A 13,502-nucleotide genomic window follows, 5' to 3' on the forward strand; every position below is an offset into this window, starting at 1 on the left:
TTTTTTGCAGACGTAAAAAAACCCGCCGCGGCGGGTTTTTTATTGGCTTCAGTTCAGGCGGTTAGCGCCATTCCTTGAAGCGGTTGATCAGCGCATTGGTCGAGCTGTCGTGGCTGCTGATTTTCTCGCTGCCCGCCAGTTCAGGCAGGATACGGTTAGCCAGCTGTTTGCCCAGCTCCACGCCCCACTGATCGAAGGTGAAGATGTTCAGGATCGCACCCTGGGTGAAGATCTTGTGCTCGTACAGCGCGATCAGGCTGCCCAGGCTGAACGGCGTGATTTCGCGCAGCAGGATCGAGTTGGTCGGGCGGTTGCCTTCAAACACTTTGAACGGCGCCACGTGTTTGACCTGCTCAGGGGTTTTACCCTGCGCCGCAAACTCGGCCTCCACCACTTCCAGCGACTTGCCGAACGCCAGCGCTTCGGTCTGCGCGAAGAAGTTGGACAACAGTTTAGCGTGATGATCGCCCAGCGGGTTATGGCTGATGGCCGGCGCGATGAAATCGCACGGCACCAGCTTGGTGCCCTGGTGGATCAGCTGGTAGAACGCATGCTGGCCGTTGGTGCCCGGCTCGCCCCAGATGATGGGGCCGGTCTGATAATCCACCGGATTGCCGTTGCGATCGACGTATTTGCCGTTGGATTCCATGTTGCCCTGCTGGAAGTAAGCGGCAAAACGGTGCATGTACTGATCGTACGGCAGAATGGCTTCGGTTTCGGCGCCGAAGAAGTTGTTGTACCAGATACCGATCAACGCCAGCAGCACCGGCAGGTTTTTCTCCGCCGGCGTTTCGGCGAAGTGCTTATCCATGGCGTGCGCGCCGCTCAGCAGCTGCTCGAAATTGTCATAACCGATGGACAGCGCGATCGACAGACCGATCGCCGACCACAGGGAGTAACGGCCGCCGACCCAGTCCCAGAACTCGAACATGTTGTCGGTATCGATGCCGAACTCGGCCACCGCTTTGCCGTTGGTGGACAGCGCGGCGAAATGCTTGGCCACGTGCTGTTGATCGGCAGCGCTGCTCAGGAACCAGTCGCGCGCGCTGTGGGCGTTGGTCATGGTTTCCTGGGTGGTGAAGGTTTTGGAGGCCACCAGGAACAGCGTGGTTTCCGGGTTCAGCGGCTGCAGCGTTTCGGCGATATGGGTGCCGTCGACGTTGGAGACGAAGTGCATGTTCAGGTGATTTTTATAAGGGCGCAGCGCTTCGGTCACCATGTAAGGGCCGAGATCCGAACCGCCGATGCCGATGTTCACCACGTCGGTGATCGGCTTGCCGGTGTAGCCTTTCCACTCGCCGCCGATGACGCGCGCGCAGAACTGTTTGATCTTGGCCAATACCGCGTTCACTTCTGGCATCACGTCTTTGCCGTCGACCAGGATCGGGCTGTTGCTGCGGTTGCGCAGGGCAATGTGCAGCACCGCGCGATCTTCGGTGCGGTTGATTTTCTCACCGGCGAACATCGATTTGATGGCGCCTTGCAGATCGGTTTCTTTCGCCAGCGCCTGCAGCTTCTCCAGGGTTTCCTGCGTGATACGGTTCTTGGAATAGTCCACCAACATTTGGTCGTTGAAGGTCGCGGAGAACTTGGAGAAACGATCGCTGTCCTGGGCGAACAGGTCGGCGATCCGTACGTCTTTCATCTGTGCATAATGTTGCTGCAGGGCTTGCCAAGCAGCGGTTTGACTAGGATTGATATTTTTCATAGCAACACTCTTAGGCTTGAGAATAAAAATGACGCGTTTGTCCGATTGTAGCCTGTTCGACTGTGATTATGATCTCTTTTCTTGCGATAGGCGCTAACTGTCAACGCATTGCCGCCTCGTTTCAGCTTTCACTCTATACTTTGGGCTAACGGTCTGTTATCGGGGTTACCGAATTGTCATCAGGCTGTGTCATCGTTGCTTATTTCGTCATTTGAAAGGGATCTCGCTTATGGAATTATCCGCCCCGCTTATGTTGGTGCTTATCGGCCTGGCGTCGCTGCTGGCGCAGTGGCTGGCCTGGCTGCTGCGCCTGCCGGCCATTTTGCCGCTGTTGCTGTTCGGCATCGTGCTCGGCCCGACGGTGCATCTGGTGCAGCCGGATCTGCTGTTCGGCGATCTGCTGTTTCCGCTGGTGTCGCTGTCGGTGGCGATCATCCTGTTCGAGGGGGCGCTGACGCTGCGCTTCGAGGAGATACGCGGCCTCGGCGGCGTGGTGCGCAATCTGGTCACCGTCGGCATGCTGGTCACCTTTCTGGTCATCAGCCTCGCCAGCTGGTGGCTGCTGGATTTCCCGCCGGAGCTGGCGGCGCTGATCGGTGCGGTGACGGTGGTGACCGGGCCGACGGTGATCGCCCCGCTGATGCGCGTGGTGCGGCCGAACGCCAACATTAACCAGGTGCTGCGCTGGGAAGGGATCGTTATCGATCCGGTCGGCGCCATCTTCACCCTGCTGGTGTTCGAGTTCATCGTACTGAAGCAGAATGCGGAGTCCTATACCCACCTGTTTTGGACGCTGGGCGTGACCGCCGCCGTCGGCCTGATCGCCGGCGCGGTGTTCGGCTACCTGCTCGGCTTGGCGCTGCGCCGCGTCTGGCTGCCGCGCTACCTGCAGAACCTGGCGGTGTTGGCGATCATGTTGACCGCCTTCGGTGTTTCCAACGCCATCGCCGACGAATCCGGCCTGCTGACCGTCACGGTGATGGGCATCTGGCTGGCCAACATGCGCGACGTGGACACCAGCGATATTCTGGCGTTCAAAGAGGAGCTGTCGGCGATCCTGATCTCGGCGCTGTTCATCATTCTGGCGGCGCGGCTCGATATCCAGGCGCTGTGGAACATGGGCTGGCCGTTGCTCCTGCTGCTGCTGGCGGTGCAATTCATCGCCCGGCCGCTGTGCATCGCGGTATCGACCTGGCGCTCTTCCCTGCACTGGCGCGATCGGCTGCTGCTGTGCTGGATCGCCCCGCGCGGCATCGTCGCCGCGGCGGTCAGCTCGCTTTTCGCGCTGACGCTGCAGCGCAGCGGCTATCAGGGCGCCGACCGGCTGGTCACCGTGGTGTTCGCCATCATCATCGGCACCGTGGTGCTGCAAAGCCTGACCAGCGGCATGATGGCGCGCTGGCTGCGGGTGCAGCAGCAAAAGCCGCGCGGCGTGCTGATCGTCGGCGCCAACAGCGTGGCGCGCATGCTGGCGCAGGCGCTGATCAAGCTGAACGTGCCGGTGATCGTCACCGACAGCAGTTGGGAATACTACCGCCAGGCGCGCATGGACGGCATTCCGGCCTACTATGGCCACGCCTACTCCGAACACGCCGAGAACTATCTCGATCTGAGCAATATCGCCCAGGTGTTGGCGCTGTCACCCAATCGCCACCAGAACGCGCTGGCGGTCTACCATTTCGGCCATCTCTTCGGCGAGGATCACGTGTTTGCCATCCGGTCGGGGGCGCCGCTGAAAGGGCGCGGCGCCAGCGCGGAAAGTTCGCGTTTCCGCCGGCATGAAATTTTATTTAATCAGGAAGCCACCTACGGCCGCCTGAGCAGCCTGCTCGCCAGGGGGGCCACCATCAAAGCGACCAAATTGAACGAAAATTTCGGTTGGCTGGAGTATTTGGAAAAACATCAGGGCGTTATCCCGTTATTCAGCCAAAAGGAAGACGGTTCTCTGCACCCGATTGGCGCCGGTTCCACGCCCACGATGCCCTGTACGCTTATCGCGCTGGTACAAGATGAAAATCCCTCACCGTCTGTACGTTGACAGAATGGCGATAACCGGCTATTCCTAACAGCCTACTTGCGCACCCGGTGCGCAAGCCAGAAGAGGCGCGTCGCCCAGGTAGAGTGTCAGAGGAGCCGTTTCTCCGTTGACGGCACCCGAGGGGGAGCGACGCCGAGGTACGATAATGGCCGGCCATTATCGTATCGACTACAGGGGCTGAATCCCCTGGGTTGTCACCAGGGGATCGCCCGCAGGGCGATCGACAAGGTGGGGCGCTTCTGGGTGTATCGTAGCCTGACCTCTACGCCTGCCCCCTGTTTACCGCTCTCCCCTTGTGCCAAGGCTATAGAATTACAGTGCCCCCAAACGGGCATCCCTGACACGAGGTTTCTAGATGAACCAAGCAGCACCCCAGAATTCCACCGTGGTAGCCAAGTTCGGCGGCACCAGCGTCGCCGACTTTGAAGCCATGAACCGCAGCGCCGACGTCGTGCTGGCCAACCCGCAGGTCCGCCTGGTGGTGTTGTCCGCTTCGGCGGGCGTCACCAACCTGTTGGTCGCCCTGGCCGAGGGTTGCGAGGCCGACAAGCGCAATTACCAGCTTGATGAGATCCGCCGCATCCAGTACGCCATCCTCGATCGCCTCACGGCGCCGGCGGTGATCCGCGACGAAATAGACCGCCTGCTGGAAAACATCGCCATGCTGTCGGAGGCCGCGTCGCTGGCCACCTCGACGGCATTGACCGACGAGCTGGTCAGCCATGGGGAGTTGATGTCCACCCTGCTGTTCGTTGAAATCCTGCGCGCCCGCAACGTGCAGGCCGAATGGTTCGACGTGCGCAAAGTGATGCGCACCGACGATCACTTCGGCCGCGCCGTGCCGGACAGCGCCGCGCTCAGCGAACTGGCCCGAGCGCAGTTGCAGCCGCGCCTGCAGGAAGCGCTGGTGGTCACCCAGGGCTTTATCGGCAGCGAGCCGAAAGGCCGCACCACCACGCTTGGCCGCGGCGGCAGCGACTATACTGCCGCGCTGCTCGGCGAGGCGCTCGGCGTTGGCCGGGTGGATATCTGGACCGACGTGCCGGGCATCTACACCACCGATCCGCGCGTAGTGCCGGCGGCCAAGCGCATCGACAAAATCGGTTTCGAAGAGGCGGCGGAAATGGCCACCTTCGGCGCCAAGGTGCTGCACCCGGCCACCCTGCTGCCGGCGGTGCGCAGCGACATTCCGGTGTTCGTCGGCTCGAGCAAGGATCCGGCGGCCGGCGGCACGCTGGTGTGCAACACCACCGAGAACCCGCCGCTGTTCCGCGCGCTGGCGCTGCGCCGCAAGCAAACGCTGCTGACGCTGCACAGCCTGAACATGCTGCACGCACGCGGTTTCCTGGCCGAGGTGTTCAACATTCTGGCGCGCCACAACATCTCCGTCGATCTGATCACCACCTCGGAGGTCAGCATTGCGCTGACCATGGACACCACCGGCGCTACCTCCGTCGGCGGCAGCCTGCTGACCACCTCGCTGCTGACCGAGCTGTCGTCGCTGTGCCGGGTGGAAGTGGAAGAAAACCTGGCGCTGGTGGCGATCATCGGCAACCAGCTGTCGCGCGCCTGCGGCGTGGGTAAAGAGGTGTTCGGCGTGCTCGATCCGTTCAATATCCGCCTGATCTGCTACGGCGCCAGCAGCTATAACCTGTGCTTCCTGGTGCCGGGCGAAGAAGCCGAACAGGTGGTGCGTACCCTGCACCACAACCTGTTCGAATAAGTCATTATCCCCGATTGCGGGCGCAGCACGCTGCGCCCCTGCGTCTAAAAAAATCCGTTCAAAACCTGCAGGGGTTCAGCATGTTGAACCCGCATAAAACACAACCACACCCACCGTTCTCAATCTGGCTAAGGAAACCTGCATGTTGGCACTACTCACGCGTTTATTCCCCCTGTGGGCGATACTGCTGTCCGTCGCCGCCTATTACACGCCGACCACCTTTACCGGCATCGGCCCCTACGTCAGCCCGCTGCTGATGCTGATCATGTTCGCCATGGGCGTCACGCTGCGGCTGGACGACTTCAAACGCGTGCTGGCGCGCCCCGGCCCGGTGGCGGCCGGCATCTTCCTGCACTATTTGATCATGCCGCTGGCGGCCTGGATCCTGGCGATGCTGTTCCGCATGCCGCCGGATCTGTCCGCCGGCATGGTGCTGGTGGGCAGCGTGGCCAGCGGCACCGCCTCCAACGTGATGATCTATCTGGCCAAGGGTGACGTGGCGCTGTCGGTCACCATCTCGGCGGTCTCGACGCTGGTAGGAGTGTTCGCCACGCCGCTGCTGACCCGCCTGTACGTCGACGCCAAGATCAGCGTCGATATCATGGGCATGCTGCTGAGCATTCTGCAGATCGTGGTGATCCCGATCGGCCTGGGCCTGATCGTCCACCATACCCTGACCAAGGCGGTGAAACGCATTGAGCCGCTGCTGCCGGCACTGTCGATGGTGTGCATCCTGGCGATCATCAGCGCGGTGGTGGCGGGCAGCCAAAGCCACATCGCCTCGGTCGGTCTGGTGGTGATCGTCGCGGTGATCCTGCACAACGGTATCGGTCTGCTGAGCGGCTATTGGGGCGGCAAGCTGTTTGGCTTCGACGAATCCACCTGCCGCACGCTGGCGATCGAGGTCGGCATGCAGAACTCCGGGCTGGCGGCCACGCTGGGCAAAATCTACTTCTCCCCGCTGGCCGCGCTACCGGGCGCGCTGTTCTCGGTCTGGCATAACCTCTCAGGTTCGCTGCTGGCGGGTTATTGGTCCGGCCGCCCTATCAAGAAAAAATAAACCGCCTGTAGGGACGCAAACAATTGCGTCCCTTTTCTTTCCTGCGAAATTTCGTATTTCCCACTGGTCGGATTGTCATAATTCTCCTCATCCCCTATCATCCGTGAAAAATAAAAATTCAGATTCTTCCTATCCATGCCGATAATGTTGGCAAGAGGAAGAGACGCTCCACTTTTTTTAATTAATTAAGTCGCCAGGGTTGCCCACCATAAAAGAAGCAGCCTAATTATTATTTAGATCTATACCCACCGTCTTATTTGCTGCGGCAAATCAAGATACCTCGCAATGTGCATGTCGCTCATTATTTCGGGCCGGCCGTCGGCCGCCCGTGGTTTACCTCATGGATTGGGCTGGCTGCCCCGGCGGCCTCTCATAATGGATTACAATGATAAAAAAAATCACCGCCTTGACGCTGCTGGTCAGCACGGCCCTTTCCGCCGAAACTCTGCCGGACTCTCACATGATGCGGGATATGTCGATGGGGGAGTCGCGCCGCGCGCTGCAAGACAGCACGCGTGAAGTCAACCAGTTGATTGAGCAACGCCGCTACCAGCAGCTGAAGCAGCAACGCTTGCTGGCGGAACCGGAACCGGCCGCGCCCGCCCTGCCGCAGTCCGCGCAGTGCCTGCCTATCGCCGGCGTTTATCTGCAGGGCGTCACCCTGCTCTCGCCGGCCGATTTATCCGCCCTGAGCGCGCTGCCGGAACAATGCATCAGCAGCAACGATATCAATCGCCTGACCCGTGAATTAACGCGCCTTTATGTGCAAAAAGGCTATATCACCGCGCGCGTGCAAATTGTTCGCCCTAATTCACAGGGAGAATTGGGGTTAAGCGTTACCGAAGGATTCATCGAGAAAATAGAAGGCGGCGATCGCTGGGTCAACAGCCGTTTATTATTTCCGGGGCTGGAAGGCAAGCCGTTGAAATTAACCGAACTCGACCAGGGATTGGATCAGGCCAACCGTTTGCAATCGAATACCACCAAGCTGGATATATTGCCCGGCCGCCAGGTTGGCGGTTCGGTCATTCGTTTGCGCAATCAGCATGCCAAGCCCTGGCTGATTACCGTCGGCACGGATAATTACGGCCAAAAAAGCACCGGCCAGTGGCTGGCTCGCGCCACCGCCACGCTGGACAGCCCGTTCGGCCTGTCGGACTTTGTCAGCCTGAACGCCAACAGCACGCTGGAAAACCCGGCTCATCGCTATAACCGCGCCTATACCCTGCTCTATTCGCTGCCGTACGGCGCGTTCACCTTCAGCGGATTCGCCAGCTTCTCGTCCTACGAGAACCACCAGCAGCTGCCGCACAACATGGTCAAACTGCACGGCCAGACCCAGCAGTATGGTCTGCGCAGCGACTACGTGTTTTACCGCGATCACGATCAGATAGACAGCCTGAGCGGTCAGTTGACCTACAAGCGCATCGACAACTACTTCGAAAGCGTGCGCCTCGAGGTCAGCAGCCCCACCCTGACCCTGGCCGAACTGAGCGCCAGCCACCTGCAAATTCTGCCCAACGGGGTGTTCAGCGCCAACCTCAGCGTCGAACAGGGCCTGCCGTGGCTGGGGGCCGGTCGCCACCCAAGCTCGGTGCACCTCGACAGCCAGTTCACCAAAGGCAAGCTGTTCGCCAACCTCAGCCAGCGCCTCCAACTGGGTGACGCCACCTACCAGCTCAACAACCTGTTCTACGGCCAGTACAGCCGCGACCCGCTGCCCGGCGTGGAATGGCTGAGCCTTACCGATCGCAGCGCCGTACGCGGCTTCAGCCGCAGCACCCAGTCCGGCGACAACGGCTGGTATCTGCAGAACACGCTGTCGCGCAGCTTCAATCTGGGCGCCACCACGCTGACGCCGCGCCTCGGCGCCGACGTCGGCCGTATTTTGCCGCGCCAGGACAGCTCGGGGTGGCGCAGCAGCGCCGGCCTGAGCAGCGGCGCCACGTTGCGCTATCGGCAAACGCTGGTCGATCTCGAGGTCAGCCGCGGCTGGATCTTGTCGAATCACGCCACGCCGGAAGATCCCGTTCAGTTACTGGCGCGCTTTTCTTACACCTTTTAATTAATCAGCAGTTTTGCAGGACCCCACGGCAATATACGGAGAGACATGGATGAAAAATAATAACTTCAGGCTTTCAGCAGCGGGCAAACTGGCCGCCGCACTGGCGATTATTCTCGCCGCTTCCACCGGCGCCTACGCCGCGGAGATCGTGGCAGCCAATGGCGCCAACGGCCCCGGCGTTTCCACCGCCGCGACCGGCGCGCAGGTGGTCGACATCGTCGCGCCGAACGGCAACGGGCTGTCGCACAACCAATACCAGGACTTTAACGTCAACCAGCCCGGCGCTGTGCTGAACAACTCCCGCGAGGCGGGGCTGTCGCAGCTGGCCGGCCAACTGGGCGCCAACCCCAATCTGGGCGGACGCGAAGCCAGCGTGATCCTCAACGAAGTGATCGGCCGTAACCCTTCTCTGCTGCACGGCCAGCAAGAGATCTTCGGCATGGCGGCCGACTACGTGCTGGCCAACCCGAACGGCATCAGCTGCCAGGGTTGCGGATTCATCAACACCAGCCGCTCCTCGCTGGTGGTCGGCAACCCGCTGGTGGAGAACGGCCTGCTGCAGGGCTACAGCACTCTGGATAATCGCAATACCCTGAGCCTCAACGGCACCCTGAACGCCAGCGGCGTGCTGGATCTGATCGCACCGAAGATAGACAGCCGCGGTGACGTGATCGTGCAAGACTTCACCCATCGCAACGGCAGCGTGACGCCGGCGGCGATCAACGCCATCAGCGGGCTTAACCGCGTGGCGCGCGACGGCAAGGTGCTGGCCAGCGTACAGCCGACCACCGCGCTGGACAGCTATTACCTCGGCAGCATGCAGGCCGGGCGCATTAACATCATCAACACCGCACAGGGCAGCGGCGTGAAGCTGGCCGGCACGCTGGCCGCCGGCGACGAGCTCAAGGTGAAAGCCTACGATATTCGCAGCGAAAGCCGCGTTGACGACGCCAGCAGCAACCGCAACGGCGGCGAGAACTACCAGAACTACCGTGGCGGCATCTACGTCAACGACCGCAGCAGCGGTCAGAAGCTGACCCGCACCGAGCTGAAAGGCAAGAACATCAGTCTGGTGGCGGATAACCATGCGCACCTCACCGCCACCGATATTCGCGGCGAAGACATCATGCTGCAGGGCGGCAAGCTGACGCTCGACGGTCAGCAGCTGAAACAGACCCAGGGCCACACCGACGACCGCTGGTTCTACTCCTGGCAATACGACGTCACCCGTGAGCGCGAGCAGCAGCAACAGGCAGGCAGCACCGTCGCCGCCAGCGGCAACGCCAAACTCGTCAGTACCCGGGAAGACGTGAACCTGTTGGGTGCCAACATCAGCGCCGACCGTGCTCTGAGCGTCAAAGCGGCGCGCGACGTGCACCTCGCCGGGCTGGTGGAGAAGGATAAGTCCACCGAGCGCGGCTATCAGCGCAACCACACTTCCAGCCTGCGCACCGGCAGCTGGAGCAGCAGCGATGAAAGCGAAAGCCTGAAGGCCAGCGAACTGCGTAGCCAGGGCGAACTGACGTTGAAAGCCGGTCGCAATGTCTCCACACAGGGCGCCAAGGTCCACGCCCAGCGCGATCTGACGATCGATGCAGACAACCAGATCCAGGTCGGGGTGCAGAAAACCGCCAACGCCAAAGCGGTGCGCGATGACAAAACCTCCTGGGGCGGCATCGGCGGCGGCGACAACAAAAACAACAGCAACCGTCGCGAGGTCAGCCACGCTTCCGAGCTGACCAGCGACGGCACCCTGCGCCTGAACGGCCAGCAGGGCGTCACCCTCACCGGCAGCAAGGCGCGCGGCAAGGAAGCCGGCCTGGTCACCGCCACGCAGGGCGGCCTGCGCATCGACAACGCGCTGAGCACCACCGTGGACAAAATCGACGCGCGCACCGGCACCGCCTTCAACATCACCAGCAGTTCGCACAAGGCCGACAACAGCTACCAGAGCAGCACCGCCAGCGAGCTGAAGTCTGATACCAACCTGAAGCTGGTCAGCCGTAAGGATACCGACGTCATCGGCAGCCAGGTCGCCAGCGGCGGCGAACTGAGCGTGACGTCGCAGACCGGCAACATCAACGTCAAGGCCGCCGAACAGCAGCAAAAAATCGATGAGCAGAAGACCGCGCTTACCGTCAACGGCTACGCCAAAGAAGCCGGCGACAAGCAATACCGCGCCGGTTTGCGCATCGAACACACCCGCGACAGCGAGAAAGCCACCCGCACCGAAAACCACGGCGCCACCCTCAGCGGCGGCAGCGTGAAGCTCGAGGCGGACAAGGACGTGATCTTCAGCGGCTCCAAACTGGTCGCCGACAAAGGCGACGCCAGCGTCAGCGGCAACAAAGTTTCGTTCCTGGCGGCCGACGATAAAACCACCTCGAACACCGAGCAGACCAAGATCGGCGGCGGTTTCTACTACACCGGCGGCATCGACAAGCTCGGCAGCGGCGTGGAAGCCGGCTACGAGAACAGCAAAACGCAGGCGCAGAGCAGCAAGGCGGTCACCTCCGGCAGCGACGTCAAAGGCAACCTGACTGTCAACGCCCGCGACAAGCTGATCCAGCAAGGCGCGCAGCACAGCGTCGGCGGCGCCTACAAAGAGAACGCCGCCGGCGTCGATCATTTGGCCGCCGCCGACACCGCCAGCAGCACCACCACCAAAACCGACGTCGGCGTGAACATCGGCGCCAACGTCGATTACAGTGCCGTGACCCGCCCGGTCGAGCGCGCGATCGGCAAGGCGGCCAAGCTGGACGCCACCGGCGTCATCAACGACATCGGCGGCATCGGCGCGCCTAACGTGGGCCTGGATATCGGCGCTCAGGGCGGCAGCAGCGAAAAACGCAGCAGCAGCTCGCAGGCGGTGGTCAGCTCGGTGAAAGCCGGCAGCATCGACATCAACGCCACAGGCGAAGTGCGCGATCAGGGCACGCAGTATCAGGCGAGCAAAGGCGCGGTCACGCTGACGGCGGACAGCCACCGCAGCGAAGCCGCGACGAACCGCCAGGAAGAGCAGAGCCGCGACACCCGCGGCAGCGCCGGCGTGCGCGTCTACACCTCCACCGGCAGCGATCTGACCGTAGACGCCAAGGGCGAAGGCAGCACCCAGCGCAGCAACAGCAACGCCAGCCAGGCGGTGACCGGCTCGATCGATGCCGCGAGCGGCATCAACGTCAACGTGAAACAAGACGCGGTCTATCAGGGCACCGCGCTGAACGGCGGCAGCGGTAAAACCACCGTCAACGCCGGCGGCGATATCCGCTTTGATCAGGCCAGCGACAAACAGAGCGAGAGCCACAGCGGCTTTAACGTCAAAGCCTCGGCGAAAGGCGGTTTCACCGCCGACAGTAAAAACTTCGGCGCCGGGTTCGGCGGCGGCACCAACAACGGCGAAAGCGACAGCAGCACCGCGCAGGTCGGCAACGTCAGCGGCCAACAGGGCGTGGAACTGAAGGCGGGCCGCGATCTGACGCTTAAAGGCACCGACGTCAAAAGCCAGGGCGACATCACCCTGAGCGCGGGCAACAAGGTCGCGCTGCAGGCGGCGGAATCGACCCAAACGCGTAAGGAGAACAAGCTGTCCGGCAATATCGATCTGGGCGCCGGCAGCAGCGACAGCAAGGAAAAAACCGGCGGCAGCCTCTCCGCCGGCGGCGCCTTCGACATCGCCAAGGTGAATGAGTCCGCGACCGAACGCCAGGGCGCCACTCTCGCCTCAGACGGCAAGGTCACCCTGTCCGCCAACGGCAAAGGCGATGACGCGCTGCATCTGCAGGGCGCCAAGGTCAGCGGCAGCAGCGCCGCGCTCGAGGCGAAAAACGGCGGCATCCTGCTGGAGTCCGCCAAGAACGAGCAGCACAAGGACAATTGGAGCCTGGGCATTAAAGCCAACGCCAAAGGCGGCCAAACGTTCAATAAGGACGCCGGCGGCAAGGTCGATCCGAACACCGGCAAAGACACCCATACGCTGGGCGCCGGTCTGAAGGTCGGCGTGGAACAGCAGGATAAAACCACCCACGCCAACACCGGCATCACCGCGGGCGACGTGGCGCTCAACAGCGGTAAGGACACCCGCCTCGCCGGGGCGCGCGTCGATGCCGACAGCGTACAGGGCAAGGTGGGCGGCGATCTGCGCGTTGAAAGCCGCAAGGACGTCGAGAAAGGCGTGAAGGTGGATGTGGATGCCGGGCTGAGCCACAGCAACGATCCGGGCAGCAGCATCACCTCCAAGCTGTCGAAGGTGGGCACGCCACGCTACGCCGGTAAGGTGAAAGAGAAACTGGACGCCGGGGTGAACAAAGTGGCCGACGCCACCACCGACAAGTACAACAGCGTGGCGCGCCGCCTCGATCCGCAGCAGGACACCACTGGCGCGGTCAGCTTCAGCAAGGCCGACGGCAAAGTGACGCTGCCGGCAACGCCGGCCGGCGAGAAACCGCAGGGCCCGCTGTGGGATCGCGGTGCACGCACCGTCGGCGGCGCGGTGAAAGACAGCATCACCGGGCCGGCGGGTCGCCAGGGACAGCTCAAGGTCAATGCCGACGTGGTGAACAACAACGCGGTCGGTGAGCAGTCGGCGATTACCGGTAAGCACGGCGTGGCGCTGCAGGTCGGCGGCCAAACCCAACTGACCGGCGGCGAGATCCGCAGCCAGCAGGGCAAGGTGGAACTGGGCGGCAGCAAGGTCAGCCAGCAGGACGTCAGCGGCCAACGCTATCAGGGCGGCGGCCGCGTCGATGCGGCCGCCACGGTAGGCGGGCTGTTAGGCAGCGCGGCGAAGCAAAGCGTCGACGGCAACGTACCGTTCGTCAGCGGCCATGCTTCAACTCAGCAGGCGGACGCCAAAGCCGGCGTGTTCAGCGGCAAATAACGCGCCTCTCCTGCACAACGCCCCCGATGAAA

Annotated in this window: 6 protein-coding genes and 1 riboswitch; of the genes, 5 read left to right on the plus strand and 1 reads right to left on the minus strand. The window is 62.2% G+C overall.

What is annotated here, in order from left to right:
- Positions 1 to 61 precede the first annotated feature (61 nt).
- Positions 62 to 1,708, minus strand: a complete 1,647-nt coding sequence (pgi, locus tag ACYF6X_RS22205) for a glucose-6-phosphate isomerase (protein WP_130017691.1) — start codon at positions 1,706 to 1,708, stop codon at positions 62 to 64.
- Positions 1,709 to 1,937: 229 nt separating this feature from the next.
- Between pgi and ACYF6X_RS22210 the strand changes: the two genes are divergently transcribed.
- From ACYF6X_RS22210 to ACYF6X_RS22230, 5 genes are all read left to right on the plus strand, one after another.
- On the plus strand, positions 1,938 to 3,746 hold the full coding sequence (locus tag ACYF6X_RS22210; protein ID WP_130017690.1) for a cation:proton antiporter: 1,809 nt from the start codon (positions 1,938 to 1,940) through the stop codon (positions 3,744 to 3,746).
- A 52-nt stretch (positions 3,747 to 3,798) separates the two neighbouring features.
- Positions 3,799 to 3,993, plus strand: a riboswitch (Lysine riboswitch).
- A 108-nt stretch (positions 3,994 to 4,101) separates the two neighbouring features.
- Positions 4,102 to 5,469 carry a lysine-sensitive aspartokinase 3 gene (gene lysC, locus ACYF6X_RS22215; RefSeq protein ID WP_063988521.1) on the plus strand — a complete coding sequence of 456 codons (1,368 nt, stop codon included), beginning with the start codon at positions 4,102 to 4,104 and terminating at the stop codon, positions 5,467 to 5,469.
- Positions 5,470 to 5,611: 142 nt separating this feature from the next.
- Positions 5,612 to 6,529, plus strand: a complete 918-nt coding sequence (gene panS / locus ACYF6X_RS22220) for a ketopantoate/pantoate/pantothenate transporter PanS (RefSeq protein ID WP_063988520.1) — start codon at positions 5,612 to 5,614, stop codon at positions 6,527 to 6,529.
- A gap of 385 nt (positions 6,530 to 6,914) precedes the next feature.
- On the plus strand, positions 6,915 to 8,594 hold the full coding sequence (locus ACYF6X_RS22225; protein WP_406880071.1) for a ShlB/FhaC/HecB family hemolysin secretion/activation protein: 1,680 nt from the start codon (positions 6,915 to 6,917) through the stop codon (positions 8,592 to 8,594).
- 49 nt (positions 8,595 to 8,643) lie between these two features.
- Positions 8,644 to 13,470: a hemagglutinin repeat-containing protein gene (locus tag ACYF6X_RS22230; protein WP_130017688.1), complete on the plus strand. Its 4,827-nt coding sequence runs from the start codon at positions 8,644 to 8,646 to the stop codon at positions 13,468 to 13,470.
- Positions 13,471 to 13,502: the final 32 nt, after the last annotated feature.

This window comes from Serratia sp. ID 25-353 (assembly GCF_054792795.1).

Bases quoted from the DNA above. Each gene is read 5' to 3' on its own strand.
- pgi (WP_130017691.1), bottom strand. From the start codon at position 1,708: ATGAAAAATATCAATCCTAGTCAAACCGCTGCTTGGCAAGCCCTGCAG.
- ACYF6X_RS22210 (WP_130017690.1), top strand. From the start codon at position 1,938: ATGGAATTATCCGCCCCGCTTATGTTGGTGCTTATCGGCCTGGCGTCG.
- lysC (WP_063988521.1), top strand. From the start codon at position 4,102: ATGAACCAAGCAGCACCCCAGAATTCCACCGTGGTAGCCAAGTTCGGC.
- panS (WP_063988520.1), top strand. From the start codon at position 5,612: ATGTTGGCACTACTCACGCGTTTATTCCCCCTGTGGGCGATACTGCTG.
- ACYF6X_RS22225 (WP_406880071.1), top strand. From the start codon at position 6,915: ATGATAAAAAAAATCACCGCCTTGACGCTGCTGGTCAGCACGGCCCTT.
- ACYF6X_RS22230 (WP_130017688.1), top strand. From the start codon at position 8,644: ATGAAAAATAATAACTTCAGGCTTTCAGCAGCGGGCAAACTGGCCGCC.